20 protein-coding genes and 1 other annotated feature are annotated in these 25,358 nt (G+C 36.9%); of the genes, 13 read left to right on the top strand and 7 right to left on the bottom strand.

Annotated elements, in window-relative coordinates; genetic code table 11:
• The first annotated feature begins 236 nt into the window (after positions 1 to 236).
• On the top strand, positions 237 to 821 hold the full coding sequence (locus BQ2683_RS11430; RefSeq protein ID WP_069989158.1) for a helix-turn-helix domain-containing protein: 585 nt from the start codon (positions 237 to 239) through the stop codon (positions 819 to 821).
• 619 nt (positions 822 to 1,440) lie between these two features.
• On the opposite strand, the gene BQ2683_RS11425 is transcribed toward BQ2683_RS11430, so the two are convergent.
• Positions 1,441 to 2,127 (bottom strand): HAD hydrolase-like protein, encoded by a 687-nt coding sequence (locus BQ2683_RS11425; RefSeq protein WP_069989157.1) that lies wholly within the window; start codon positions 2,125 to 2,127, stop codon positions 1,441 to 1,443.
• Positions 2,128 to 2,456: 329 nt separating this feature from the next.
• Here BQ2683_RS11425 and BQ2683_RS11420 point away from each other — a divergent pair, with 329 nt between their 5' ends.
• Together BQ2683_RS11420 and BQ2683_RS11415 are read left to right on the top strand one after the other, a co-directional pair.
• A complete protein-coding gene (locus BQ2683_RS11420; protein WP_083256481.1) occupies positions 2,457 to 3,119 on the top strand; it encodes an amino acid ABC transporter permease in 663 nt (220 codons plus the stop codon).
• A 61-nt stretch (positions 3,120 to 3,180) separates the two neighbouring features.
• Positions 3,181 to 3,927: an amino acid ABC transporter ATP-binding protein gene (locus tag BQ2683_RS11415; RefSeq protein WP_069989155.1), complete on the top strand. Its 747-nt coding sequence runs from the start codon at positions 3,181 to 3,183 to the stop codon at positions 3,925 to 3,927.
• Between the two features lie 232 nt (positions 3,928 to 4,159).
• Here the strand turns inward: BQ2683_RS11415 and dapA are convergent, their stop codons facing one another.
• Entirely contained in the window at positions 4,160 to 5,125 is a 966-nt protein-coding gene (dapA, locus tag BQ2683_RS11410; protein ID WP_069989154.1) for a 4-hydroxy-tetrahydrodipicolinate synthase, read from the bottom strand.
• 391 nt (positions 5,126 to 5,516) lie between these two features.
• Between dapA and secA the strand changes: the two genes are divergently transcribed.
• On the top strand, positions 5,517 to 8,273 hold the full coding sequence (gene secA, locus BQ2683_RS11400; RefSeq protein ID WP_069989152.1) for a preprotein translocase subunit SecA: 2,757 nt from the start codon (positions 5,517 to 5,519) through the stop codon (positions 8,271 to 8,273).
• A gap of 480 nt (positions 8,274 to 8,753) precedes the next feature.
• Here secA and BQ2683_RS11395 read toward each other — a convergent pair whose 3' ends face one another.
• Positions 8,754 to 11,462: a cation-translocating P-type ATPase gene (locus tag BQ2683_RS11395; RefSeq protein WP_235843918.1), complete on the bottom strand. Its 2,709-nt coding sequence runs from the start codon at positions 11,460 to 11,462 to the stop codon at positions 8,754 to 8,756.
• 185 nt (positions 11,463 to 11,647) lie between these two features.
• Positions 11,648 to 12,337: a helix-turn-helix domain-containing protein gene (locus tag BQ2683_RS11390; protein ID WP_069989151.1), complete on the bottom strand. Its 690-nt coding sequence runs from the start codon at positions 12,335 to 12,337 to the stop codon at positions 11,648 to 11,650.
• Positions 12,338 to 12,539: 202 nt separating this feature from the next.
• Between BQ2683_RS11390 and BQ2683_RS11385 the strand changes: the two genes are divergently transcribed.
• From BQ2683_RS11385 to BQ2683_RS11360, 6 genes are all read left to right on the top strand, one after another.
• A complete protein-coding gene (locus BQ2683_RS11385; protein WP_069989150.1) occupies positions 12,540 to 13,229 on the top strand; it encodes a histidine phosphatase family protein in 690 nt (229 codons plus the stop codon).
• 15 nt (positions 13,230 to 13,244) lie between these two features.
• Entirely contained in the window at positions 13,245 to 14,090 is an 846-nt protein-coding gene (locus tag BQ2683_RS11380) for a DUF975 family protein (RefSeq protein ID WP_069989149.1), read from the top strand.
• 71 nt (positions 14,091 to 14,161) lie between these two features.
• A complete protein-coding gene (gene proB, locus BQ2683_RS11375; protein ID WP_069989148.1) occupies positions 14,162 to 14,953 on the top strand; it encodes a glutamate 5-kinase in 792 nt (263 codons plus the stop codon).
• 14 nt (positions 14,954 to 14,967) lie between these two features.
• Positions 14,968 to 16,215 (top strand): glutamate-5-semialdehyde dehydrogenase, encoded by a 1,248-nt coding sequence (locus tag BQ2683_RS11370; RefSeq protein WP_069989147.1) that lies wholly within the window; start codon positions 14,968 to 14,970, stop codon positions 16,213 to 16,215.
• A gap of 21 nt (positions 16,216 to 16,236) precedes the next feature.
• Positions 16,237 to 17,268 (top strand): hypothetical protein, encoded by a 1,032-nt coding sequence (locus tag BQ2683_RS11365; RefSeq protein WP_069989146.1) that lies wholly within the window; start codon positions 16,237 to 16,239, stop codon positions 17,266 to 17,268.
• A gap of 121 nt (positions 17,269 to 17,389) precedes the next feature.
• Positions 17,390 to 17,833 carry a DUF5104 domain-containing protein gene (locus BQ2683_RS11360; protein WP_069989145.1) on the top strand — a complete coding sequence of 148 codons (444 nt, stop codon included), beginning with the start codon at positions 17,390 to 17,392 and terminating at the stop codon, positions 17,831 to 17,833.
• 281 nt (positions 17,834 to 18,114) lie between these two features.
• Here BQ2683_RS11360 and BQ2683_RS11355 read toward each other — a convergent pair whose 3' ends face one another.
• Genes BQ2683_RS11355 through aroF form a run of 3 tightly spaced genes read right to left on the bottom strand, consistent with a single transcriptional unit; the run spans position 18,115 to position 20,338 of the window.
• Positions 18,115 to 18,426, bottom strand: a complete 312-nt coding sequence (locus tag BQ2683_RS11355; protein ID WP_083256478.1) for a GNAT family N-acetyltransferase — start codon at positions 18,424 to 18,426, stop codon at positions 18,115 to 18,117.
• Positions 18,427 to 18,456: 30 nt separating this feature from the next.
• Entirely contained in the window at positions 18,457 to 19,308 is an 852-nt protein-coding gene (locus BQ2683_RS11350) for a prephenate dehydrogenase (protein WP_069989143.1), read from the bottom strand.
• 10 nt (positions 19,309 to 19,318) lie between these two features.
• Positions 19,319 to 20,338: a 3-deoxy-7-phosphoheptulonate synthase gene (gene aroF, locus BQ2683_RS11345; RefSeq protein ID WP_069989543.1), complete on the bottom strand. Its 1,020-nt coding sequence runs from the start codon at positions 20,336 to 20,338 to the stop codon at positions 19,319 to 19,321.
• Between the two features lie 1,004 nt (positions 20,339 to 21,342).
• Positions 21,343 to 21,585 (top strand) — a binding site (T-box leader).
• 125 nt (positions 21,586 to 21,710) lie between these two features.
• Between aroF and ilvB the strand changes: the two genes are divergently transcribed.
• The 3 genes from ilvB to BQ2683_RS11325 all read left to right on the top strand — a co-directional run bounded on the left by ilvB (position 21,711) and on the right by BQ2683_RS11325 (position 25,231).
• A complete protein-coding gene (gene ilvB / locus BQ2683_RS11335) occupies positions 21,711 to 23,399 on the top strand; it encodes a biosynthetic-type acetolactate synthase large subunit (RefSeq protein ID WP_069989141.1) in 1,689 nt (562 codons plus the stop codon).
• Between the two features lie 12 nt (positions 23,400 to 23,411).
• Positions 23,412 to 23,891 (top strand): acetolactate synthase small subunit, encoded by a 480-nt coding sequence (gene ilvN / locus BQ2683_RS11330; RefSeq protein WP_069989140.1) that lies wholly within the window; start codon positions 23,412 to 23,414, stop codon positions 23,889 to 23,891.
• A gap of 440 nt (positions 23,892 to 24,331) precedes the next feature.
• Positions 24,332 to 25,231 (top strand): diacylglycerol/lipid kinase family protein, encoded by a 900-nt coding sequence (locus tag BQ2683_RS11325; RefSeq protein ID WP_069989139.1) that lies wholly within the window; start codon positions 24,332 to 24,334, stop codon positions 25,229 to 25,231.
• The last annotated feature ends 127 nt before the right edge of the window (positions 25,232 to 25,358 follow it).

Genomic DNA, 25,358 nt, shown 5'->3' with positions numbered 1-25,358 from the left:
GTTACAATAATATTGAAAATCTCCAACCTTTTTATATAAGGTTGGAGATTTTTTGTTCGGAAAAAGATAGTGGTTTATCAACTAAGAAAAGGTATCAATTTTTAATAAAGGATGATATCAAAGAATTGTTGAAATATAATAAAAATTAACTTATCATGCTTTTGCAATCATCATTCTACGGTACGTTGATTGAAAAATAACAGATTTTTGAGTACAATGTGTTTGGGGGTGAAAAAATGGATTGCAATAAAATTGGAGCCATGATAAGACAATTGCGAAATGAACTGAATATTACGCAAAAGCAATTAGCAGATCAAATGAACATTAGTGATAAAACAGTATCAAAATGGGAAAGGGGTCTGGGATGTCCCGATATTTCTTTACTGTCAGAATTAGCAGCCAATCTTGGGGTAACGATAGAAGATATTTTAATGGGAGAGAAATCTCAAAATGATTTTGTAGGAGGTAATATGAAAGATTCCAGTTATTATATATGTCCATCTTGTGGCAACGTAACGGTTTGCACAGGAAATGCGACAGTGTCCTGTTGTGGAAAGAAACTGTTTCCATTAGAGATTAATAAAGCTAACGAACAACATAAATTAACCATAGAACAGATTGAGGATGATTGGTATATCACCAGTGAACATCCAATGGAAAAAGAACATTATATTTCGTTTGTAGCTTTTGTTACGGGAGATAAACTACATTTTATAAAACAGTATCCTGAATGGAATTTGCAGGTTCGTATCCAAAAAAGAGGACATGGAAAATTATTGTGGTATTGTACACAACATGGATTGTTCTATCAATTGCTATAAATGAGATTGTAAGCTATTTTAAGGGAAAAGTTTAGTTTGGGTATAAATTGGTATAAGATTTGATGATCGTTAAAAACTCTCCATGGTTTTCATTCCATAGAGAGTTTTTTCGTTGTATTGTTTTTGTGAAAAGACTAGTTCTACCCATAAAAGTAAGATTTGGATATAAATATTAAATAAAAAATAGGATTTTAATAAGAATTTTGATTAAAAGAAAAAATTTTCTACCACAACAGGTAGTTATCGATTGATGGATGAGGAGAACGATATAAGTAGTGGATTTTTCATATTAATTTTGTTAATAAGATTTTTTCAATTTGCAAAAAGCCTTTAAGTCCATGAGAAGTATAATCAATTTTAATCTAAATAGAGAATTCATAGCTCTAAACTAACATCAAAAAACTTAAGAGTTTAGAGGATAAAAAGTAATGTTACTTACAGGTTTTACTAATCGAAAGATTAAATTACGACTTATATCAGTGGAAATTGGAAATTTTGAAAACAAAAATTCCTTCATTAAATATATACATATAGTAAGTATAAAATTGACTTATTCATGTAGAGATATAAAGAATGACTCGATTGTCCTTTCATTTATCAACAGAGTTATATGACTCTTTTAGTAAGGATAACCTTCTTCTTTTTTACCAATATGGGACCAAAAGTATAGCATTAATTCCCGAGCATTGGATGCGCAAAATACAGGATTTAGATCAATAACCTGTTCTGGGTCCGTAATCCCAAAACCATAAGTTACTGGAATGAAGTCTACTCCTGCTTGGATTGCTCCTTCTCCATCATATCTGCTGTCGCCAACTAAGACAGCAGAATCTTTTGATACACCCATCCGCTCTAACGCGATGGAAATCGTATCAGCCTTTGTCAAAGTTTCTTCTGCGTCTAGTCCAACAATTGTATCCATATATTCTTCCAATTGAAAATGAGAAAGAACACGATGAGCAGAAGTTTCTTTTTTTAATGTAGTGGTTGCCACATGGCAGTTCTCCTCTTTTAAAAATTTTAAAAGCCGAATGATACCTGGATATACTTTGCCATTTTTGCAACCTTCGATTAAATATTCATGCTGGATTTTTTTTGCTTTCCATGCATCTTCCTCTGTGAGATGATGAAAATTTTGATAACTGTATACTGGAGGCGGTCCAATGAATTTTCTCATTTCTTCTTTTTTGATTGGGGCTAGCCCCATTACCTTTTCTACATGCCGGATTGCTTTAAAGATACCAGGGGAAGTATCCACTAAGGTTCCATCTAAATCAAATAAAATGGTTTGGTATTGTTTTGGCATTTTTATTCTCCTATTCAAATCGATTTTTAGCAAGTTAATAAGCCGTCTCATCATAAATCTTAATGATAGTTTCTTTTTTATGATATCATAACCAAGCAGTAAAATCTACAGGAAACATAAAAATAGATGTTGTTTTTTAGTTATATATTTAAAATAATAGAAAAATTAAAAAAATATTAGAAAATAGATGAAAATAGGATGAAATTAAGATTTAATTTAATAAATTTAGAAATTTTGTCAGTTTATCACATTAGCGATTTATCGTGCTAAAGTATATAATATTATTAATATTAAAAACAAACTGCATGAAAGCAGAATTGGGGTTTATTATGGATTTTTTAAATATTATGCTAACTTTGATAAAAAGCGCAGGGTATACTGTTTCTCTGTTTGCGATTGTTATTATTTGCGCAATACCGCTGGGCTTTTGTGTTACGATGGTTGCAAGATGTAAATTTAAGCCGATTGCCTGGCTGGCAAGGGCTTATATTTATGTGGTACGTGGTACACCATTGTTATTACAACTTTTGTTCTTCTGCTTTGGATTATATTATCTGCCTTTTATTGGGCCTATGATTATGATTAAAAATCGTTTTGCAGCAGCAACCATTGCGTTTATTATCAACTACTCCGCTTATTTTGCGGAAATTTTCCGTGGTGGCTTATTAGCAGTGGATAAAGGACAATATGAAGCAGCACAAGTATTAGGTTTGCGGAAAGGCCAAACAATGATAAAAATTATCATTCCTCAAATGATTCGCGTCTGTCTGCCAACTTTAAACAATGAAGCTGTTACCTTAATTAAAGATACCGCATTAATGTATGCGGTGGGTATTGTGGAAATCCTAAATCAGGCAAAATCAATTGTAAACGGTTCGATGGATATTTCTGCTTATTTGGCAGCAGCAATTATCTATTTGGTGTTAAATACAATTTTGAGTTTTGGTTTAAAAAAGCTGGAAAAGAAATTTGCTTTTGGAAAAACCGATTGAGATTGAAAACCATACCACACAAGTATTACCGTTTTAAAATGGTAGAATGGAGTTTATGATTATGGCATTAATCCAAGTAGAACACTTAAAAAAATCCTATGGAAAATTAGAAGTGTTAAAAGATATATCATTTGAAGTAGAGCAAGGGGATGTAATTGCGGTTATTGGCCCTTCTGGTTCCGGAAAGAGTACCATGCTGCGCAGTTTGATTAATCTCGAAAAGGTAAATGGTGGTTCTATCAAAATTGATGATAATTATCTTGTAAAAGATGGAAAATATGTTTCTGGTTCCGAGATGAAAAAGGCTACTTTAAAAATGGGGATGGTATTTCAACACTTTAACCTATTTCCTCACTTGACAGTGCGCAAGAATTTGGAACTTCCACCTAAAACAGTCCAGAAAACAGTAAAAGAAAAACTCCGTGCAGACAGCAATTATTATTTAGAAAAAGTAGGATTGTTAGAAAAAGCGGATGTTTATCCGGCAAATTTAAGTGGTGGGCAGAAACAACGTGTTGCAATAGCTAGGGCGTTGATGATGCATCCTGAAATTTTGCTCTTTGATGAACCAACCTCTGCTTTGGACCCTGAGTTGACAGGGGAAGTATTGTCCACTATCCGCACATTGGCGGAAGAAAAAATGACAATGATTGTTGTTACACATGAAATGGGATTTGCCCGTGAAGTTGCAAATCGTGTTGTATTTATGGATCAAGGGGTCTTTTTGGAAGATGGGACTCCAGAAGAAGTATTCAATGCACCAAAAACCCAAAGAGCAAAAGATTTCTTTAATAAAGTAATTCATTAAATAGAAAAAAGCCTTCTTACTGAAAAAGAAGGCTTTTTTATGTAGTAGAGGCTTGAGTTACAAAACGATTTTTTGTTACATTATTTATGATTGAAATATTGCTAAGTGTTTAATTAGTTGAGAAAAAACTGCTAGATAAAAAATATAAATAGTAAAACAGCCTATCTTTTTAGATAGGCTGTTTTAACATAGGATATAGGGATTCTATTGATTTACATGGGAACTAGCAAATTTAATGTTCAATCATACGGCGCATCATAGAGAATTGTGGTCGCCGTACCGTAACAGAACCAACTTTACGTTTTGGTTCTACAAGCTCATACCGTTGCATACAAGCAAGTAATTTTTCTTTGGATACATCATCCATATCACACAATGGTAAACGACATTTTCCGGCGTTATATCCCATAAAGTTCATTGCCTGTTTTACAGGGATTGGATTGACATCAGAAAATAAATTTTCAATTAACTCTAAATAATAGAGCTGTAGGGTATCGCTTTCTACGGTATCTCCATTAAAATAACTTTGGCAGATTTGATGGGTATCCTCTGGTACTACATTTGCCAATACCGAAATAACACCTTTTGCACCTAGGGCTAAGGCTGATGTAATCTGGTCGTCATTTCCAGAATAGACATCTAATTGGTCACCACAAAGGGAAACTGTTTTTGCAATTTGAGAAAAGTTTCCGCTGGCTTCTTTTACTGCTACAATATTAGGGATTTTGCTTAAACGCAGATAAGTAAGAGGCATGATATTTACGCCAGTTCTACTTGGTACATTATACAGGATAACTGGAATGGAAATTGCTTCTGCACAGGCTTTAAAATGAAGATATAACCCTTCTTGGGAAGCTTTGTTGTAATAAGGAGTAACCAGTAATACAGCGTCAGCACCAACCTGTTCTGCCTGTTTGGAAAGTTCAATTGCGTGGGCTGTATTATTGCTTCCAGTCCCTGCAATGACTGGAATGCGGTGATTTACCTTTTGTACAGTGTGTTCGATTACATCTATGTGTTCTTTATCGGAAAGAGTTGATGCTTCTCCTGTCGTGCCAGTAATTACAATAGCATCTGTTTTATTTTCTATTTGGAATTCTAATAATTCGTCTAATGTCTCATAATTCACAGTTCCATCTGGGTTCATTGGAGTAATTAATGCAACACCAGAGCCCTTAAAAATAGTCTTTTTTGACATAAAAATGAATCCTTCTTTCTGAATTAACCTAAATTTAGGATTTTGTTCTGCTTATTACCTTAACACACACAGAATAAAAAGGGGATTAAGATACATTGTTTTTCCGTAAAAAAAGGATAAAGGCAAATGCGAAAAGGTAAAAACTGCAAAATTTCTTTTATTATGTGGGGAAGTATCACTGGATTTCTGAAAAATTTGCCTATGTTGCCTAAGTTTCAACGGTATCTATTGGGCATAATTAACAAGCAGAATCAAACTATTCATAAAAAACACTTGATTATGTATTGGTTAGTATATATAATAAATAGTATATTGCGTTTTGTAAGATACCGCCTCCCAGGCGGCCAGCTTAGGTGGCGCTAAATTTACGAAAAAATAAGGAGCTAGTACCATGGGTTTACTGGATAAAATTTTTGGTAGTTACAGTGAGAAAGAGGTTAAACGAATTAAACCTCTAATGCAAAAGGTTTTGGATTTGGAACCAAAATACAAAGAGATGAGCGAGTCTGAATTAAAAGACCAGACCAACATTTTGAAAAAACGTTTGGCTGATGGTGAAACAACAGACGATATTTTGCCAGAAGCATTTGCAGTTTGTCGCGAAGCTTCCGATCGTGTATTGGGAATGCGGCATTTCCCAGTTCAGATTATTGGTGGTATCGTATTACATCAGGGACGTATTGCGGAGATGAGAACTGGTGAAGGTAAAACATTGGTTGCTACTTTGCCAGCTTACTTGAACGGTTTGACCGGAAAAGGGGTACATATTGTTACAGTCAATGATTACTTGGCAAAACGTGACTCTGAATGGATGGGTAAAGTATACCGTTATTTGGGCTTAACAGTGGGTTTGATTGTGCATGATTTGGACAATGATGCACGCCGTAAAGCATATAACTGTGATATCACATATGGTACCAATAATGAATTGGGCTTTGATTACCTGCGTGATAATATGTGTATTTATAAAGAACAAAAAGTACAACGGGAATTCTACTATGCTGTTGTCGATGAAGTTGACTCGATCTTAATTGATGAAGCGAGGACACCATTGATTATTTCCGGACAAGGGGATAAATCTACTGAACTATATACTCTGGCGGACCGTTTCGCAAAAACCTTAACTGTACATAAAGTTGCGGAATTGGACGATAAAGAAGAACAGGAATCTGTAGATGAAGATGCTGATTACATTGTGGATGAAAAAGCAAAAACAGCTACTTTGACCCAGAAAGGTGTAAAAAAGGCAGAAGAATATTTCCATGTGGAAAATATTATGGATGCTGAAAACAGCACTTTGCTGCACCACATTAACCAGGCAATTCGTGCTTATGGTATCATGAGAAGGGACAGCGATTATGTTGTAAAAGACGGCGAAGTAATTATCGTTGATGAATTTACTGGTCGTTTGATGATTGGCCGCCGCTATAACGAAGGCTTGCATCAGGCAATTGAGGCAAAAGAAGGTGTAAAAGTAGCAAGGGAGTCCAAAACACTGGCTACTATTACCTTCCAGAACTTCTTCCGTTTGTATAAAAAACTGTCCGGTATGACTGGTACCGCAATGACAGAAGAAGGGGAATTCCGTGAAATCTACAAATTAGACGTTGTGGAAATCCCAACCAACAATCCTGTACAAAGAAAAGACTATAATGATGTAGTATATAAGACAGAACAGGGCAAATTTAACGCAGTAATTGAACAAATTATTGAATGCCATGAAAAAGGGCAACCTGTACTGGTTGGTACTGTTACCATCGAGAAATCTGAATTGTTAAGCTCTATGCTGAAACGCAGAGGGGTTAAACACGAAGTATTAAACGCGAAATTCCATGAAAAAGAAGCGGAAATCGTTGCACAGGCTGGTAAAAAAGGTGCGGTAACCATCGCAACCAATATGGCTGGCCGTGGTACCGATATCATGCTTGGCGGTAACGCTGAATTTATGGCAAAAGCGGAAATGCGGAAAAAAGGCTATACCGAAGAGTTGATTGCAGAAGCAACTAGTTATGGTGAAACCGACAATCAAGAAATTTTGGAAGCAAGGGAAACTTTCCAAAAATTAAATAAAAAACATAAAGATGAAATTGCTGGTGAAGCGGAAGAGGTAAAAGAAGCAGGTGGTTTATTCATCATTGGTACCGAACGTCATGATTCTAGACGTATTGATAACCAGCTGCGTGGTCGTTCTGGACGTCAAGGTGACCCTGGTGCTAGCCGTTTCTATCTGTCTTTGGAAGACGATTTGATGCGTCTGTTCGGTGGTGAAAAACTTCAGGCAATGATGAATGCACTGAAAATTGAAGAAGACCAGCCAATTGAAAATAAAATGCTGACCAATTCTATTGAGTCTGCACAACGCAAAGTAGAAGGCAGAAACTTCAGCATCCGTAAATCAGTATTGCAGTACGATGATGTTATGAACTCCCAACGTGAACTGATCTACGCACAGAGAAATAAAGTATTAAACGGTGAAAACCTCCGTGATTATATCGTAAATATGATTAAGGATATGGTAAGTGAAACGGTGGACCGTTATGTGGTAGAAACAGAGGTACACGATGATTGGAACATCGAAGGGCTGAAAAATTACTTCCTCCACTATATTTTGGAAGAAGATGATTTGGTTTACACTCCACAAGAATTGGAAGATGAAACGATTGATCATATCAAAGAAATTATTACAGAAAAAGCTTTGGCAAAATACGAAGCAAAAGAACAGGAAGTTATGCCAGAACGTATGCGCGAACTGGAACGTGTTGTTCTGCTGAAAGTGGTTGACTCCAAGTGGATGGATCACATTGATGCAATGGACGAATTAAAACGTGGTATTACCTTACGTGCATATGCTCAGAGGGACCCAGTAATTGAATATCGTATTGAAGGCTTTAACATGTTTGATGATATGATTGCCTCTATCAAAGAAGATACTGTACGTCTGCTCTTAACAGTACGTATCCGTAGCGAAGAAGAACCAAAGAGGGAACAAGTTGCAAAACCAACAGGAACTTCCGGCGGATCTGATACAGGTGCTGTTTCCAATCAGCCTGTTAGAAAAACTAAAGTAGGACGGAATGATCCATGTCCATGTGGCAGCGGCAAAAAGTATAAAAAATGCTGTGGCAGAGATGAAAATACAGAAGATTAATTCTAGTATGAAATAATATTAAAAGAGAAAAATCCAACCAGAAATTTCTGGTTGGATTTTTCTGTTTTATGATTAAGTGAGACAAAGGTAAAAACTCAAAAAATCACCACTATGAGGATGGATTAAGATATATCTAATTTGGTAAAATAAAGATAGTTTAATCCTTTAAAATTAAGTAGGATAATTTCTGTTTCGTTTGGAATACTCAGTAAAATATTAGAAGTTGTAGCGAAAGGTTATTTTTCTAATTGGAATGGAAAAATTGTAATATACTAAAAGAGCCTAGTAAAAGAAATTGATAATTATTTTTTCAAGTTTAATCACTAAGTGGTTTTAATAAATGGAATACTGATAATATTGCTAGTGGCTAAATCTTTAATGCATCTATTTATTTAAGTTTTTAAATGAAATCAGATCATTTTGATTTTTAATATTTTGAGAAGAGAGAGTTTCTGAATCAAAGAAGATTTAAACTAAAACTTATTCAGCTTGTTCTGGTGTAGCTATCAGCATATCTTTTTTATGGAAAGATTTTTTTACTGCTAAAAAGATTGCGTTACAGATAGGAACGACCATAGAAATGCCAAAACAAAGAAGGAGCTGTATGCCGCTTAATGGTACTGTACGGAACAATAAATTACATTGTGGTAGGTAAATTGCCAACAAAACAATGATGGCGGAAATTAGAACGGAACCAACTAATTTCATATTGTTAAATAGAGGAATGGAAAATATGGATTTTGTTTCGCTTTTACATTCGAATACATGGATTAATTGAGTAAGCACCAGGGTAAAAAACGCTCCTGTCCTGGCAGCATCTACACTTAAGGTCATACGGAACATCGTAATAAAAACAGTTAGCGTTGTTAATCCAATCAACACACCACGGAAAATAATCGTGTATACTAATCCATGGGCAAAGATGCTTTCTTCTGGGTGGCGTGGACGCTGTTTCATGACATCTTTTTCAGCAGGGTCCAATCCAAGGGAAATCGCAGGTAGTCCATCTGTTACCAAGTTTACCAATAAAATCTGCATGGGTAGCAGAGGCACAGGCATCCCCATCAACATTCCAGCGAACATGGTCAATACTTCTCCAATATTGCAGGAGAGCAAGTAACGGATAAATTTCCGTATATTTTGGTAGATAACGCGGCCTTCTTCAATTGCGGCAACTAAAGTGGAGAAATTATCATCTAATAGGATGACATCCGCCGCTTGTTTTGTGACATCACTTCCAGTGATCCCCATAGAAACCCCAATGTTGGCTTCTTTAATAGCAGGGGCGTCATTTACTCCATCTCCAGTCATAGCAATTACATTCCCTTTTCGCTTTAAGGAGCGGACAATTTTTAATTTATGACTAGGGCTGACACGGGCAAATACCGTGACTTTCTGTACTACATGATCTAAATCTTGGTCACTCATCTTTTCCAGCTCCCGTCCTGTTAGGCAAAGGTCACCTTTTTGATAAATGCCAATTTGCTTTGCGATAGCACAAGCAGTCAGTTTGTGGTCTCCTGTAATCATAACCGTTTTGACACCTGCTTTTCGGCAAGTAATTACTGCTTGTTTTGCTTCTTTTCTTGGAGGATCCATCATGCCAGATAATCCGAGGAAAATTAAATTTTTTTCCTGTGGTGTTCCTGATACAGGAGCATAGGCAAATCCTAGTACCCTCATCCCTGAGCCAGCCATCTTGTTATTTTGCTGCTCCAGTCTCTTCTTGTCTGCAGGGGTGATCATAGCGGCAGTATTTCCTTGTTGAATCCGGCTTGATTTTTCTAGAATGACATCATATGCTCCTTTGGTGAAAATCCATTCCTGACCTGCTTTGTCTTTGACAATGACGGACATACATTTTCTGGTACTATCAAATGGAATTTCCTCCATGCGTACATACTCTGTTTTCAAGCTTTCTGAAGTGATACCGGCTTTGGCGGCAGCCAATAAAAGAGCAGTTTCTGTGGGCTCTCCAACTGCTTTCCATCCAGATTTCCCTTTTTGATGGGAATGTTGTAACTGAGCATTGTTACACAGGACACAGATTTCCAGTATTCTCTTATAAGTGGGGTTAGAAGTTGGTTTGATAGGAACTCCTTGTTCGATGAATTGGTTGTCATGGGAGATTTCTACAGATTGGTTAAAAGTAATCAATTGTTGGACTGTCATCTTATTTTCGGTTAAAGTCCCTGTTTTATCAGAACAAATAACTCCTGTACATCCCAGTGTTTCTACTGCATGGAGTTTTCGGATTAATGCTTTTCTGCGAATCATCCGTTTTACTGCTAAAGCTAAGGAGATTGTGACAATAGCGGGTAATCCTTCTGGGACTGCTGCAACAGCCAGAGAAACACCGGTAATAATCATCTGCATCAATGGTTCACCCCGAATCAATCCTGCCACTGCTACAATAGCCGAAACAGCTAAGCAGCCAATCCCAATTAGTTTTCCAAGTTCGTTTAATTTGTTTTGCAACGGGGTCGGGTCCTCTTTGATTTCGGAAAGCATATGGGCGATTTTTCCCATTTGAGTGGACATTCCTGTGGAAATAATCTGAGCTTTTCCATGGCCTTTTGTTACCGTTGTACCCATATAAACCAAGTGGGGTTGATTTAATTTGTTTTCTAAGGTGGCAGAAGAGTTTTCCTGTTTATGGACAGGGACGGATTCCCCGGTGAGCACTGATTCATCTGTTTGTAGAGAAGCAGATTCCAATAAAATTGCGTCAGCTGGTACGCGGTCTCCAGCTTCAATTTCAATGACGTCACCGGGAACCAGCTTTTCGGTTTCTAGACGCACCAACTCGCCATTTCGGTAAACTTTTGCCATAGGGGCAGACATCTGTTTTAAAGCTTCCAGTGTTTTTTCTGTTTTAAATTCCTGGATAAATCCCATAATAGCATTGGCGAGAACGATAACCGCAATAGAGATTGCTTCCACCAGCTCCCCCATAAAAATAGAAGCAGCAGTAGAAATTAATAAAATCATCACGAGAGCATCTCGGAACTGGGATACAAAAATGGGAAGTGCCTTTACTTTTTTTCCGGATTTTAATCGGTTTTCACCATAAGAGGCTAGAAGCCGTTCCGCCTGAGCAGAAGTTAATCCCTTTTTTTCAAGAGATGGCTGCTGCCTTATTGGAGTGGGCTCAGATAAATCTCGGTTCATAAATTCCAACCATTTCACATTCATTCCTCCATCCTTGGTGGACAACATTTCTTACTGCTATAGGTATGAATGAAATGTCTGCTTTATGATTGGAAAAATCGCAATAAAAAACCCTTGAGGAAGTATCCTCAAAGGTAAACTTTTGTTTTTAACAATTTACACCTTTATTTCTGATACAAGAAATGGTACAATAATACAAGATTTTATTCTTCTGACAATTTGTGTTCGCAATTTTTTATGAGGTTTAACAGAGCCGATTTATCCGCAGGGTAACGCTGGTCTAAAACCTCCATCGAGATAGCAAGCTTGTCTTTGTTGCTGATTTGTTCCAGTTCTTTTGGAAGCGCACCCGTAGTAATTGCGGAGATAACTGCTTCATTTAGCAGCATGGCGGATTGTGCCTTTGCTGTTGCCAGTTCTTTTGGAAGCATAAACATTTCTTCATTATTATTTCTATTTGCCTGGAATATCAAACGGAACAGCCGGTATACACTTAGCGTCATAAAAGAAGATGCTTCGTTAATCAGTGTTTTATTTTCTGATTTTGCTAATAAATCGAATAGAATATTCATAGAACTGAACAGTAATTTTTTGTTATATACTGCGGCCAGTGTTTTGGGGTTAGGAAGTTCTTTTTTTTCAGCGGCATCTGGAAGTTCTTCCATGGTTAAAGTGGTACCTTGCCGTTCAGGAGACCTGCCCAATAAAAAATCGCAGGACACATGGTAAAAATCAGCAGCTTTTACAACAAAGGCTAAACCGCATTCACGGATTCCTTTTTCATAGTGGGATAATAATGCCTGGGATACTCCCAGTTCTTGTGCAGCCTGTTTTTGGCTGATTCCTTTCTCTTTGCGAAGTAAGGTCAAAATTCTTGGAAATTCTGAATTCATTAGTTTATCCTCCAAAATTGATAACGTATAGTAAATTATAGTATACCAGCTACCTTTTGTAAAGGAATTTTTGAAGAAAAAACATAGTTTTTTAGAAAAAATGTCGGTGCTGTTTTTGGGCATTTTGTCTATTGACATTAAACTATAGTAGATAAAAGAAACAAGATATACAATATTTAGTGGAATAGGAGATTTAGTTGACATGAAAACCTTTAAGCTTTATATGATTCGCCACGGAATTACACAGGGAAATTTAGAAGGAAAGTATATTGGTTCTACAGATTTGCCCCTTTGTGAACAGGGAAGGGAAGAGATTGAAACCTTGGTAGATACCTGTGAATATCCTCGTGTACAAAAAGTATATTGTAGCCCTTTAAAACGTGCAGTAGAAACAGCGGATATTATTTATCCGGATACTTTTATACAAAAAGTGGATGCACTAAAAGAATATGACTTTGGTGTATTTGAGAACCAAAGTTTGGAACAACTAAAAGAGGATGCCGCTTTTCAGGAATGGATGGAAGGAGATATGGATACTGCCCCGCCTCAAGGGGAAAGTAAAGAACAGTTCCAAAAAAGACTGGAATTTGGTATCAATCAAATTTTTATGGATATGATGCAGAATGATATTACTAGTGCGGCATTAATTACTCATGGTGGTGTAATTGCAGCACTATTAGCTGCCTATGGTTTGCCACAACGTGGAGAGTTAGAGTGGCAGACGAAAAGCGGAAAAGGATATACTGTAATGACTTACACCCAGCTTTGGATGAGGGACCAGTTTTTTGAGGTATATGACCCAATTCCTTATTCTACCTCAGAAGATGATTTTTCTTCTATGCAGGAATATAGCTTTTGGGATATAGAAGAACAGGATGAAGAAATCGAATAGAATGGAAGTGATAGAATGACAGTCAACAGCCATATCAGAAGGAATACCGGACGTGCTTTACAGGCAAACTGGAGCAAAGGGATAGCCATTGGCTTGGTTTTCCTAAGTATCCATATTTTGTTATTACTAGTAGAAAAGACAATATATACTTTTTTATCCAGTTCTGGATACAAAAATTTGTTTAGCTCTATTACTGCTGTACAAAAATGGATTAGCAGTGGCCAATATGATACAGTAGCCCATCTGGTTACCCTACTGATTGTGGGGATTGTTTCACTATTTTTGGTATCTCCTATTTGGTTTGGTGGTATTAAATGGGCATATGCAGTGGCTTCCGGTGAGAATTCCCCTATTGCTTTGATATTTTATTTTTATACCAGCGCAAAACGCTATTTTCACAGTATTGGTATTATCTTATCCGTTTTTTTCCGAATGTTAGGATATCTGATTGTATCTTTATTACCTGCCTGTGCTATATATTCTTTAGCTTGGTTTTATCAGTCTTCTGGCTATTATAGTGCTTATATTTATTGGGTCATGCTAGGATTTACTTGGCTGTTGTTATTTACAGGATTAATCTTTTTTATTTATGTTTGTTCTAAATACTATTTGGTGGGTTTTTTATTTGTAGAAGATAGTTCTTTGAAAATAGCACAAATGATTCGGTTATCTTCCTGTATAATGAAGGGGGAACGGTTCCAATTAATTATGTTATTGATTTGTATGGTTCCATTATTGGTGTTGTGTGTAATATTTATCCCTATTATTTTTGTCATTCCTTATCTATCAGTAGAACTAGCATTATTTGCAAAATATCAAATTGAACACGCCAAACGGGAAGTGCTGGCGGAAAGTTTATAAAATTAACTTTTCTATTGCGTCAAATTGTGCTATAATAAATCGGATATAGAAATTTTTAAGGGGTAATTGAAATGGCAAATACCAAGAATATACAAAGAATTGTCGTAAAAGTAGGTACCTCCACTTTAGCACATCCAACAGGAATGTTAAATATCCGCCATGTGGAACATCTGGTAAAAGTACTTTCCGATTTAAAAAATGCTGGAAAAGAAATTATTCTAGTTTCTTCCGGCTCTATAGGGGTTGGTTCTGGAAAATTGGGGTTAAAACAACGCCCTGCTGATATTCCTTCCAAACAGGCATGTGCTGCAATTGGTCAATGTGAATTAATGTATGTATATGATAAACTGTTTGGAGAATATAATCACATTGTATCCCAGCTATTGCTTACAAAATATATTATTGACGGTGGCAGGCGTGAAGTAAATGTGTTGAACACGTTAAATGCGTTGCTGCAATATAACGCAATTCCAATTATTAATGAAAATGATACAGTTTCTACCGAAGAAATTGAATTTGGTGACAACGATACCTTATCCGCTATTGTAGCGAAGATAGCAAAAGCGGATTTACTGGTATTGCTTACTGATATTGATGGATTGTACGACAAGAATCCTGCCAAATATCCAGAAGCACAATTAATTAAACAAGTAGATATTATTGATGACCATATTCGTGAAATTGCAGGAGGACGAGGCAGTTCTTTGGGGACTGGCGGGATGATTACGAAAATCCATGCAGCAGAAATTGCAACAGAAGCAGGAATCCCAATGTTTATAATAAACGGGGAAGAACCGGATTTGTTGTATCAAGTAATAGAAGGACAAAAAGTAGGGACTTATTTCCCAGTAAATCATCAGTAAAATAGAAATGGAGGATGATTATGGTTGAACAATTAGGAAAAAATGCGAAAGCAGTGTCCAGCATTATTAATACTGCTTCCACAAAACAAAAGAATGAAGCTTTACAGTTGATTGCTGAGAAACTGGATCAATCTGTTATGCTAATTATGGAAAAAAATCAGAAGGATATTGAAACTGCTCGTTCCATGGGAATTCCAGAAACAATGATTGACCGATTGCTATTGAATGAAGCACGTATTCATTCCATGGCAAATGCGGTAAGGAAATTAATCCAGTTAGAGGATCCTACCGGTGTTGTAGAAACTGGATTTACTCGTCCAAATGGATTGAAAATTACAAAAGTGCGTGTTCCAATGGGAGTAATTGGAATTATATTTGAATCCCGTCCCAATGTGTCGGTTGATGCTGCAACCCTTTGCTTAAAAGCGGGAAATGCTGTGATTTTGCGTGGTGGAAAAGAAGCAATCCAATCCAATACGGTACTGGTGGACTTAATGCGAGAAGCAGTAGAACAAGCTGGATTTCCCAAAGATATTATCCAACTGGTTACAGATACTTCCCGAGAGAGTTCCACTCAATTAATGAAACTAAATGGTTATTTGGATGTGCTTATTCCTAGAGGAGGCTCCGGGTTAATTCAGGCAGTGGTACAAAACGCTACTGTCCCTGTTATCGAAACTGGTACAGGAAACTGCCATATCTATGTAGATCAAGATGCAGATTTAGAAATGGCTGCTGAAATTGTGTACAACGCAAAAACCAGCCGTCCATCTGTATGCAACGCAGCTGAAAGTCTATTGGTACATAAAGCGGTTGCGGAAGAATTTTTGCCAATGGTGAAAGAAAAATTAGATAAAAAATCTGTACAGCTATTTGGCTGTCCAGAAACTATCCGTATTTTAGGAAAAAGTGTATTTCCAGCAACCGAAGAAGATTATGCTACTGAGTATTTGGATTATAAAATGTCAGTACGTGTAGTAGACGATATTGACCAAGCAATCTCCCACATCCAAACCTATTCTACAGGACATTCAGAAGCGATTATCACTAATTCTTTACCAGCATCTGAGAAATTTACTGCACAGGTAGATTCCGCTGCTGTTTATGTTAATGCTTCTACCCGTTTTACCGATGGCGGTGAGTTTGGTTTTGGTGCAGAAATAGGTATTTCTACCCAAAAGCTTCATGCAAGAGGTCCTATGGGGCTCCCTGAACTGACTACGATTAAATATATTATCCATGGAACAGGACAGGTTCGATAAATAAAGCAGGAGGACACTTATATGAGTAAGCAGAAAGATCAAAACCAAGATGTGAAGCAGGCTCCAGTAGAGCAATCTGTACCGCAAAAAACGGAAACCCTAGATAAGACGGAATCCTCCAAAAAAGAAATGCCAAAAGCTGTATTAACAGCACCTGCGGAGGAAGAACAGCAATATCATAATGGACCAAATAAATTTGTATTAACCATGAAAAAGTTTTGGAATGGTTTACGCCATATGGATAAAAATGTGGTTTTTGGTGGTATTATTGGTATTTTTGCAGTAATCGGGGTAATTGTAACAGGAATAAAACTGGTTGATGTAATTGGAGATGTTGCGACTAATCAGAAAGAAATTGCAAAATTTGAACAATTTTTAACTCCTGTTGTAATGCTAGACCCTGCACCAGTAGATGATATGAATAAACTAGGGGATTCTACTATCGTTTCCGCTGCGTTATGGGATATTATTTTAAACACTGACCAATCTGAATACGCAAGTGATGATTTTTCTATCTATATTCCAGCTGTTGATGTAGAATCTCATGTTAAAAAGTTATTTGGAAATGATATTACCTATCAAAATGTAGCTGTTACTGATAATGAATATATTTTTGAATATTCTCCAGATACCAAGATGTATATGGTTCCAAAAGAAATTCAGTTCCAAAATTATAGTCCTAAAGTAGAAAAAATAACAAAATCAGAGGGTATGTATCTAATTAAGGTTGGGTATATTGCCCAGAATAATGCTTGGGGTAGCAATTTGAAAGGTAACCACACGGAGGAACCTTTTAAATATGTAGAATACCAATTAAAATCAGATGAGAAGAATCAGTTTTATATCGTAGGCATGGAACAGGTAACAGAAAATACATCTTCTACAGAAACAACAAGTTCAACAGATGCTAGTAATGCTTCCTCCCAGGGACAGAGTGAGGAAACTGAAAATACTCAAACAGATGAGACATCTTCTAATCAAACAAATATTTATACAGAAGATGATACTATGGAATCTTCCAGTTCTCAGATAGAGATCCAACCGGAAGGTTAAATTGATGGTAAATGAAATCTCATAAATTGGATATCTTGTTATGAAAAAGATAAGTGTATTTTTATTTGCCTGTATTTTAGTGCTTTTTTCCAGTTCATGCTCTTTGAGAGGACCTCACTTAATGGAACGTCTTTTTGACACTGACACAGAGGTTGCGAATCGTAACTTTGAACAAGTGATAAAAGCAGTACAAAACCGGGATACAGATTCCTTAAAAACATTGTTTTCCAAAAACGCAGTAGAAAGTTCAGAGAATTTTGAAAAAGACGCTATTGCTTTATTTGATTTTTTTCAGGGAGAAATGGTTTCCTATGATGATTGGGGTGGAGGAGGCGCTGATGCAAGCAGGGATCAGACAGGTGAATGGAAATTCATACTCTCCACTTATGATGTAGAAACAGATAAAGCTCAATACCGTTTTGCAATCAAACAATTTACGAAAGATACCACTGATCCAGACAATATAGGTATTGATTCGTTATATGTTATCAGAGCGGAAAATTCTAATTTGCAATATGCCTATTGGGGAGAACATAAGTGGAAGCCAGGAATTACCGTTGAATAGAAAAATTAAGAAAAAGCTACTATGTAAAAAACATAGTAGCTTTTCCATTTGCTTTAAAGTTTTGCACACTTTATTTGATGTTATTTATCTGGATTTTAAGGAAAGAAGATAACTGTTTAAATACATTGACGGATTTTTGTTTCATATCGCAAAGAAATTATCTGGATAAAAGTAGTTTTGGTTTATAGCGTTTTATAAGAGTAACAGAAAAGACTTCTTGTTTTTCATCAGTAAGATAAAACCCGTTGGATTAGTAAAAAGCAAGGTTCTTTGGATTATCTTTAAGGAAAAATTACAGTTGGGGAATAAAGCTCCAAGTGGTGTAGTAGGAAAGAACCTACCCCCTGATTTTGTGATGCTGGGTGAATAGATAATTTACTTACATATCCTGTATCATTTTCCAATCTACCACGGATGGAACCAATTATTGTTTGGATATGATTTACTGCTTCCAAGATGACAGTTCCCTTTTGGTATTGCTGTTCTACTTCTTGCAATGTTTCTGTCAATGGCTGTATATTAAAAAATCCGGCAGTGCTCTGCTTCTTCAGCAAAATCAAGTTTTTGTATTGCGAAAATTTTCGGCAAATCATCAAATTTTACTTTTGTAATTGTAAACTGTTTCATTTGATTTTTCCGTTGGCCTTTAAATCCTGTTTTTTTAGCTCGCTACCCTCATAAAGTAAACGTTGCAAGGTAGCAAGATCACCTGTTAATAAAGCGTCTCGGTATTGGGAGAGGTGGGCAATGATCGTATTGATTTCATAGAGCAATGGTTCCTTGTTCAACCAGAATAACTCAGTCCACATTTTATCGTTTAACATAGCGACACGGGTTAAATCCTGGAAACTTCCTCCAGTAAATCCACGCTCATATAAAGCGGTAGGGCTTTTCATATAAGCGTTAGAAACAACATGGGCTAGCTGAGAAGTAAAAGCAATAATTTTGTCATGCTGCTCTGGCGATGTCCGCACAATTTCCCCGAACCCCATCCGGACCGCCAAATCCGTTACCAGATTTACCGCATCTGGATTGGATTGTTTGGAAGCAGTTACAATAAAACTCGCCCCTTGGAACAGACTATCCGTAGAATAGGAGAAACCAGAAAATTCGCGGCCAGCCATTGGGTGGATACCAACAAAGTGGACACCATAGGGTAAAAGGGCTTTTTCGCAATTGCTGACAATTCGGTTTTTGATTCCACAAGTATCCGCAACTACACTGCCAGGTTTAAACTGAGAAGCATGTTCTGTTATAAAATCAATGGTTTGTTGAGGATAGAGGCAAACAAAAGTTAAATCCGCAATGGAAATATCTTCAAAGTTTGCCTGGCGGTCGATCGCGCCTGATTCCACTGCTTGATTAACCGTATTTTGGTCAATATCCATTCCTAACACAGTATCTGTCGTATGTTTTTTTATGGTACGGCAAAAGCTTCCTCCAATTAAACCCAATCCAACGATAAGAATGTTCATATCTTACTCCTTATGCTTTTAATAGGGTTTTTCCTTCAAACTCCAACTGACGTTTGATGCTTTCCATTACATTATCAAATTGGTCAGGAGTCAGGGATTGTGCACCGTCGGATAGTGCTTTGCTTGGGCAGTTATGTACTTCAATCATAACACCGTCAGCGCCAGCGGCAATTGCGGCTTTCGACAATGGTTTTACCAAAGAAGTCAAACCAGTTGCATGGCTTGGGTCAACGATGACAGGAAGATGGGAAACCTGTTTTAATAGAGGAACTGCGGATATATCCAGGGTATTTCTTGTCATTGTTTCGTAGGTGCGGATACCACGTTCGCACATAATTACATTGGTGTTGCCACCAGCCATAATGTATTCCGCACTCATCAGCCATTCTTCAATGGTATTTGCCAAACCACGTTTTAACAGGATTGGTTTATTGCAGTGGCCTAATTCTTTTAATAGCTCAAAGTTCTGCATGTTGCGGGCGCCAACCTGGATAATATCTACATCGGCGAATAGGTCAATATCCCGTAAACTCATAATTTCGGTGACAATCTGTAGACCGGTAGCCTTTTTTGCTTTCAACAGCAATTCTAACCCTGTCGCACCTAATCCCTGGAAAGAGTATGGGGAAGTACGGGGTTTGAATGCGCCCCCACGCAGGAAATTTGCCCCTGCGGCTTTTACATGTTCCGCAACCTCAACGATTTGTTCTTCTGTTTCGACAGAACAAGGTCCGGACATTACAGTAAAGTAGCCTTGCCCAATTTTTTGGTTACCCACTGTTATGATGGTATCGTCTGGATGAAATTTTCTGTTGGCAGCCTTGTATGGTTCGGATACACGGCGTACATTTTCTACAACCTGGCGTGCCATCAGGTTTTCGATATCCACTTTGGTGGTGTCACCAATTAAGGTGATAATCTGTTTGTGTTCCCCTTTGATGACATCAGTTTTTAGTCCCAATTGGGTCAAATCGTTGAGTAAATGGTTTACATGGTCTTTTGGTGCGCCTTCTTTTAAGATAACAATCATTGGTAACAATCCTTTCGTCATAACTGCGGTTTTCATTGTTTACTCCTCCTCATTCTTAAGGGGAGTTTTTACAACTTATTATCTCCCCAGGCATTTATTTGGCAGATAATAAGTTGTGCAACAAAAAAGGTTGATAGCTGTCAAAAGCTATCAACCTAATTTCCGCTCCATCTATTTTGGATAAATCAATTATCGGTTTTCTAACTTATGACAACACAAATTACCTGCGCTAAAAAAGTAAGCCCAGTTAAAATAATAATATGTAAAGACAAAATTATTATTTTGCATTGTCATAACGTTTGATCTCCTCTGAATCGAATTTATTCTTTCTGCTGTTAGTATAGCAGACGAAAAACAGATTGTCAACCACTAATTTGAAAATTTATTTAACTTATTTTTGAATAACATAAAGAATAATATTGAAAAAACACAATTTTTAAGGAGACATTTTTTAATCGATAACTTTGATCTAGATTTATATAAATTTTAAAAGGAATATTAATTTTTATTACGCATTACAGATTCTGTTGTTAGTAAATAGGTGATCGAACCACAAATAAATTAAAAAATAAGCTATCAACTTTTAGTGATGCTATTGGAATAGTTTTTCTATTTATTCTAGTCAGGATAAAACGATTTTCACATAAGATTTTTCATTTTACTTAACAAAGAAGAATAAATCGATTGTCGTAATAATTGGTTTGGTAAGTTGTTTTTGTTTCATTTCTAATTCTCCTTTTGCTTGTTTCATTCATATTATAGATAAATAGATAAAGTCAAAGTTCCTCCCTTCTACAAATAAATAGTTTTGCTCCAGTATATTAAGCCAAAAATATTGTAGCAATAATTAAAGTAATTTTCAATAATAAAAAATATAATTATGGAAAAATTACAATTAATCTATCTTGGATTTGGAGATAATTTTAATAAAATAAGAATTTGTCATATAAAAAATAAAAATCTATTGACAAACCTTCGGTTTTTTACTATCATAATAGTAATAGAAAAATGCGATGATAGGGAAACAAGCATAAAATTTCTGGCACAGAGAACTGTTGGCTGGTGGAAAACAGGGCAGTGTTTATGTGATAAAATCCCCCTGGAGCAGTCTACTGAAACAGTAAATGGATTAGGTTGGAACGGTGTTCTCCCCGTTATAGGAGATCTGTATTAAAGGATACAGAATGAGTGGTCAATGGCGATGACAAAAAGAGTGGTACCGTGGAAGGTTTGCTTTCACCTCTTAACAGTAGGAGAGGTGGGAGCTTTTTTTATATCCAAATAACAACTTATTGTGGTTTGCCATTTTGTTCAAAAACCTGAGCAGACAAAGGTTTGCTTAAAAAATAAAATGACTTTTAGAGGTGATATTATGAAATTAACAGGGTCCCAAATTATTTTGGAATGTTTGTTAGAGCAGAATGTGGATACGATTTTTGGCTATCCTGGTGGGTCCGTCCTGAATATCTACGATGCTTTGTATGATTATCAGGATAAAATCCGGCACATTTTAACTGCTCACGAACAGGGGGCAACCCATGCGGCAGACGGTTATGCCCGTGCTACTGGAAAAACCGGTGTAGCTTTGGTAACTTCTGGCCCAGGTGCTACCAATACCGTGACAGGGATTGCGACCGCTTACATGGATTCTATTCCTTTGGTTGTTATTTCCGGCAATGTTCCAGTACCGCAATTAGGCTTGGATAGTTTCCAGGAAGTGGATATTACCGGTGTAACCATGCCAGTCACCAAACACAACTTTATCGTGAAAAAAGTAGAAGATCTTGCGCCTACGATTCGCCGTGCGTTTAAAATCGCGAATACAGGCCGAAAAGGCCCTGTATTGGTAGATATTCCTAAAGATGTGACAGCAGCAATCTATGAATATGAAAGAAAACAGCCGGAACCAATTGAACAGGTGTACAGTGACCCAAGTGAAAAAGCTCTGGCAAATGCTGTGGAACTGATCTCCAACGCAAAACGTCCGTTAATTTATACTGGCGGCGGTGTAGTGGCATCCGAAGAGGCAAACCTGGCAGTGAAAAAACTGGCAGAATTAATGGATGCGCCGGTATCTTCTTCCTTGATGGGGCAGGGAGGATTTGATAATTTTGACTCCCGATATATCGGCATGATGGGGATGCACGGCAGTGTTACTGCAGCAAAAGCAGTAACAGACTGTGATTTGTTCTTGGCAATAGGAACCCGTTTTAGTGACCGCGTGATTTTGAAGATCAGCCGGTTTGCGCCAAATGCACAGATTTTACAGATTGATATTGACCCTGCTGAAATCAATAAAAATATTAAAGCGGACAATATTTTGATTGGGGACGTGCGCCAGGTTGTAGAATTGCTCAACCAGAGGTTAACTCCAACACCTCATCCAGAATGGATGGCGCAAATTCAGGCATGGAATGAGGAATTCCCAAATATCCAAAAAGGGAAAGACGAAGACGCAGTTACCCCACAGGAAGTAATCGAGACACTTTGTGAACTGACCAATGGTGATGCGATTATCACAACAGAGGTTGGGCAAAACCAGATGTGGGCGGCACAGTATTATAAACTGAGACGTCCTCACCAGTTTGTTTCTTCCGGCGGGCTGGGGACGATGGGCTTTGGCTTAGGGGCTGCAATGGGTGCCCAAGTTGGCTGCCCTGATAAGCAGGTGGTTAATATTGCGGGTGATGGCAGCTTCCAGATGAACTGTAATGAATTGGTAACCATGGCGAAATACCAGATTCCAATGATTGAATTGGTGTTGAACAATGAAGTGTTGGGAATGGTACGCCAATGGCAAAGGCTGTTTTATAACAAGCGTTTCTCCCAAACCACCTTGGATCGTGGTGTAGACTATGTAAAATTAGCGGGGGCTTATGGAATAGAGGCATATAATATCACAAAAGCCAGTGAAATCCGCCCAACATTGGAAAAAGCTTTGGCTGCTCATGCTCCAGTTTTGATTAACTGTGTGATCGATCGAGATATCAACGTTCTGCCAATGGTACCAGCCGGCGCACCAATCGACGAACCAATTCTTGAAATTGAGATAGATAACTAAGGAGGGGCAATGATGGAACAAATGCATATTATTTCTGTATTGATGGATAACACTACAGGTGTATTATTAAGGATTGCGGGTTTGTTCAGTCGGCGTGCTTATAATATTTCCAGTATTGCAGCGGCAGAAACGGAAAATCCAGCAATTACTCGTATGACAATTGTAGCCCACGGGGATGACGCTACTCTAGAGCAGATTGTAAAACAGTTGATGAAACTGATTGATGTACGGGAAGTAAAAGTAGTGGATAGCAAAACCGCCGTCTGTAGAGAACATTTGTTGTTGAAAATGTACCACACAGATGAAAACCGTGTGGGGATTATTGGGACAGCAAATTTGTTTGATGCCAAGATTATTGATAGTTCTGAAGATACCATTACCTTTGAATTGACAGGGGAACATGCGAAATTGCTCTCTTTTATCAATATGATGAAACCATATGGAATTAAGCAATTGGTAAAAACAGGTATTTCTGCTTTGGAACGGGGCTAAAATTGGTTTTTCATTGTGGTGCCAGGGATGTCCTGGCGCCATTTTTTGTTATTGTTTTTAATAGAATCCCCCTTATGAAAAATTAAGTATATGATTTAAACAGATAAAATATTTACAGTGACAATAACTGATGCATCAAAAGTTTTGCAGCAAAAAAATACAAAAATTTTTTTAAAACAGTTTGAATCTATAACTTGCAATATTTATTCTTTTTCATGTTTATTATTTATTTTTAAACGAGAGATCATTTTTTAAAAGATTTATTTAATTTGTAGAGGTTTCCTAGGGAAAGACTTCTATTAGGTGACAGTGGTATAAGGATGAAGCTATTGGTTAATCCTTACAAAGAGGAATTGAAAAAAATAGAAGATTAACAGTAGAAAAAAACAGCAGTTTATGGTAAAGTAAAAGAAGAGATATCTTATTGGAGGATTTTATTTATGGCAAAAAAGTTGCTATTTATTATAAACCCAAGGGCAGGAAAAGCACAAATTAAAAACCGTTTGGTTCAAATTTTGGATTTGTTTACAAAATATCACTACGAAGTAACTGTACATGTCACACAGGCTAGGATGGATGGTTATGAATGTGCCAAAAAAATGGCGGAACAATATGATATTGTTGTATGCAGCGGTGGGGATGGAACCATGAGTGAAGTGGTAAAAGGAGTTATGGAGTGTAAACACCAACCTTTATTAGGGTATATCCCTGCAGGGACAACTAATGACTTTGCCTCCAGTTTGCATCTATTTAAGGATATGAATAAATCTGCAAAAACAGTGGTAGATGGGGTACCATATTTGTGTGACATTGGCCATTTTAATCAGGATATTTTTACTTATGTTGCGGCATTTGGTGTATTTACGGATGTAACTTATCAAACACCACAGGGGGAAAAAAATACATTAGGGCATCTTGCATATATTTTAGAAGGAGCAAAAAGGCTGCATACGATCCGTTCTTATCATGTCATCGTTGAACACGATGGAGAAACGATTGAGGATGATTTGATTTTAGGTATGATAACAAACTCCAGTTCCATTGGTGGCTTTAAAGGAATTAGTGGAAAGAATATTCAAATGGATGATGGATTATTTGAGGTTACTTTAATAAAGCCTTTGCGAAATCCTTTGGAATTTCAGGCTGCTGTAAACGCATTGATTTCCAAAACCCCAAACCCGAATTTGATGTATCATTTTAAAACTTCTAAAATAACGTTCCAATGTCAAGAACCAATTGCTTGGACATTGGATGGAGAATTTGGAGGGGAACAAACAGAGGTAACAATACAAAACCAAAAACACGCAATTACAATTTTGCGTCCAGTTAGAAAACGCTAATTGTTAAATTTACACGAAATTATATTGAAAAAAGAAAGAAAAGTTTTCGGATATAACGATAATAAGAATTATTACTAAAAACACTTGCATTTCTTATTTTAGTGTGTTATACTAAAGCCATACCAAA

The sequence above is a fragment of the Massilioclostridium coli genome (assembly GCF_900095865.1).
GTDB lineage: Bacteria > Bacillota > Clostridia > Oscillospirales > Ruminococcaceae > Massilioclostridium > Massilioclostridium facile.
The sequence above is the reverse complement of the archived record's forward strand: the minus strand, read 5'-3'. Positions and strand labels throughout refer to the sequence as shown.

Bases quoted from the DNA above. Each gene is read 5' to 3' on its own strand.
- BQ2683_RS11430 (WP_069989158.1), top strand. From the start codon at position 237: ATGGATTGCAATAAAATTGGAGCCATGATAAGACAATTGCGAAATGAA.
- BQ2683_RS11425 (WP_069989157.1), bottom strand. From the start codon at position 2,127: ATGCCAAAACAATACCAAACCATTTTATTTGATTTAGATGGAACCTTA.
- BQ2683_RS11420 (WP_083256481.1), top strand. From the start codon at position 2,457: ATGGATTTTTTAAATATTATGCTAACTTTGATAAAAAGCGCAGGGTAT.
- BQ2683_RS11415 (WP_069989155.1), top strand. From the start codon at position 3,181: ATGGCATTAATCCAAGTAGAACACTTAAAAAAATCCTATGGAAAATTA.
- dapA (WP_069989154.1), bottom strand. From the start codon at position 5,125: ATGTCAAAAAAGACTATTTTTAAGGGCTCTGGTGTTGCATTAATTACT.
- secA (WP_069989152.1), top strand. From the start codon at position 5,517: ATGGGTTTACTGGATAAAATTTTTGGTAGTTACAGTGAGAAAGAGGTT.
- BQ2683_RS11390 (WP_069989151.1), bottom strand. From the start codon at position 12,337: ATGAATTCAGAATTTCCAAGAATTTTGACCTTACTTCGCAAAGAGAAA.
- BQ2683_RS11385 (WP_069989150.1), top strand. From the start codon at position 12,540: ATGAAAACCTTTAAGCTTTATATGATTCGCCACGGAATTACACAGGGA.
- BQ2683_RS11380 (WP_069989149.1), top strand. From the start codon at position 13,245: ATGACAGTCAACAGCCATATCAGAAGGAATACCGGACGTGCTTTACAG.
- proB (WP_069989148.1), top strand. From the start codon at position 14,162: ATGGCAAATACCAAGAATATACAAAGAATTGTCGTAAAAGTAGGTACC.
- BQ2683_RS11370 (WP_069989147.1), top strand. From the start codon at position 14,968: ATGATTATGGTTGAACAATTAGGAAAAAATGCGAAAGCAGTGTCCAGC.
- BQ2683_RS11365 (WP_069989146.1), top strand. From the start codon at position 16,237: ATGAGTAAGCAGAAAGATCAAAACCAAGATGTGAAGCAGGCTCCAGTA.
- BQ2683_RS11360 (WP_069989145.1), top strand. From the start codon at position 17,390: ATGGAACGTCTTTTTGACACTGACACAGAGGTTGCGAATCGTAACTTT.
- BQ2683_RS11355 (WP_083256478.1), bottom strand. From the start codon at position 18,426: ATGATTTGCCGAAAATTTTCGCAATACAAAAACTTGATTTTGCTGAAG.
- BQ2683_RS11350 (WP_069989143.1), bottom strand. From the start codon at position 19,308: ATGAACATTCTTATCGTTGGATTGGGTTTAATTGGAGGAAGCTTTTGC.
- aroF (WP_069989543.1), bottom strand. From the start codon at position 20,338: ATGATTGTTATCTTAAAAGAAGGCGCACCAAAAGACCATGTAAACCAT.
- ilvB (WP_069989141.1), top strand. From the start codon at position 21,711: ATGAAATTAACAGGGTCCCAAATTATTTTGGAATGTTTGTTAGAGCAG.
- ilvN (WP_069989140.1), top strand. From the start codon at position 23,412: ATGGAACAAATGCATATTATTTCTGTATTGATGGATAACACTACAGGT.
- BQ2683_RS11325 (WP_069989139.1), top strand. From the start codon at position 24,332: ATGGCAAAAAAGTTGCTATTTATTATAAACCCAAGGGCAGGAAAAGCA.